This is a genomic window from Rhizobium sp. 3T7 (genome assembly GCF_020166565.1).
In the GTDB taxonomy this organism is placed as follows: domain Bacteria; phylum Pseudomonadota; class Alphaproteobacteria; order Rhizobiales; family Rhizobiaceae; genus Rhizobium.
In genome coordinates this window covers 1-1,949 of sequence record NZ_JAIQXS010000050.1, presented here as the reverse complement: position 1 = coordinate 1,949, position 1,949 = coordinate 1, and the positions used below count along the sequence as shown (strand labels likewise).

General features: G+C 61.0%; 2 protein-coding genes. Both read left to right on the top strand.

Going from position 1 to position 1,949, the window contains the following annotated elements; genetic code table 11:
* The coding region (locus tag K9B32_RS28770; RefSeq protein WP_224568775.1) for a UDP-glucose dehydrogenase family protein at window positions 1-993 on the top strand (993 nt) is incomplete at its 5' end.
* Between the two features lie 2 nt (window positions 994-995).
* Window positions 996-1,949: NAD-dependent epimerase/dehydratase family protein (locus K9B32_RS28765; protein ID WP_224568773.1), on the top strand; the 954-nt coding region annotated here is incomplete at its 3' end.

The window sequence follows — 1,949 nt, the reverse complement described above, 5'->3', positions numbered from 1 at the left end:
GCTGCGGTGTCCGGGTTTACCGTCGTCGTCACCAAGTCGACGGTTCCTGTCGGCACCGGTGATGAGATCGAGCGTATCTTCCGCGAGGAATTCCCGGAGAAGGACATCTGCGTGGTGTCGAATCCGGAATTCCTGCGCGAGGGTGCCGCAATCACCGACTTCAAGCGCCCCGACCGCATCGTCATCGGCACCGAGGAGCCGCGCGCCGTCGAGATCATGCGCGAAGTCTATCGCCCGCTCTATCTCAACGAGGCACCGCTTTACTTCTGCGAACGCCGCACCTCCGAGCTGATCAAATACGCCGCCAATGCCTTCCTGGCCATGAAGATCACCTTCATCAATGAGATCGCCGACCTTTGCGAACAGATCGGCGCCGACGTGCAGAAGGTCGCCAAGGGCATCGGCATGGACAAGCGCATCGGCGACAAGTTCCTGCATGCAGGCCCCGGCTACGGCGGCTCGTGCTTCCCCAAGGACACGCTGGCATTGGTCAAGACCGCGCAGGATCACGAGAGCCCGGTTCGCCTCATCGAAACCACTGTCGCGATCAACGACAACCGCAAGCGTGCCATGGGCCGCAAGGTCATCGCCGCCTGCGACGGCAATGTTCGCGGCAAGAAGATCGCCATCCTCGGCCTGACCTTCAAGCCGAACACCGACGACATGCGCGACGCGCCGTCGATCACCATCATCCAGGCCTTGCTGGACGGCGGCGCCAACGTCCACGCCTATGATCCGGAAGGCATGGAGATGGCAAAGGAAGTCATCGGCCCGATCACCTACGGCAACGACCCCTACGAGATTGCCGACGGCGCGGATGCCATCGTCATCGTCACGGAATGGGACGAGTTCCGGGCGCTCGACCTCAAGCGGATGAAATCGCTGGTGAAGACCCCGACGATTGTTGATCTGCGCAACATCTATCCTGTCGCCGAAGTCACCAAGCACGGCTTCAGCTATTTCGCCATCGGAAAGAAGAACGAGAAGAAGTAGAGATGCGCTATTTCATCACCGGCACTGCGGGCTTTATCGGCTTTCATCTTGCCCGCCGCTTGCTGCAGGATGGCCACGAGGTCGTCGGTTTCGACGGCATGACGCATTACTACAACATCAAGCTCAAGCACATGCGCAACGCGGCGCTGGCGCAGTTTCCGGCCTTCCGCCCGGTGACGGCCATGCTGGAAGATCGCAAGGCCCTGGAAGAGGCCGTGGCGAGCGCAACGCCGGATGTGATGGTGCATCTCGCAGCGCAGGCCGGCGTACGCTACAGCCTCGAAAACCCGAAAGCCTATCTGACGTCCAACCTGGAAGGCTCCTGGAACATCCTCGAGATCGCCAAGGATGTCGGCGTCAACCATCTCATGCTGGCTTCAACCTCGTCGATCTATGGTGCCAACCCGTCCATTCCGTTCCGCGAGACAGACCGGGCGGACGAGCCGCTGACCTTTTATGCGGCGACGAAAAAATCGATGGAACTGATGGCGCACAGCTATGCCCATCTGCACAAGGTCCCGACAACGGCGTTCCGGTTCTTCACCGTCTACGGCCCCTGGGGCCGTCCCGACATGGCGCTCTTCAAGTTCGTCAAGAACATGCTGGAGGACCAGCCGATCGAGATCTACGGCGAAGGCCGGATGAGCCGCGACTTCACCTATATCGATGACCTGGTGGAGGCGGTCGTCCGGCTATCGTCGGTCGCTCCGTCGGAAGCCAACCGCGTGGCCGACGAACGTGTCGAGACGCTTTCGCGCCAGGCTCCGTTCCGCATCGTCAACATCGGGGGCGGTCAGCCCGAAAACCTGATGACCTTCGTCGAAACCGTCGAAAAGGCACTTGGCCAATCGGCGAAACGCCAGATGCTGCCAATGCAAAAGGGTGACGTGCCGCGCACCTTCGCCAGCCCCGATTTGCTGCTGGCCCTGACCGGCTACAAGCCGGAGACGACACTG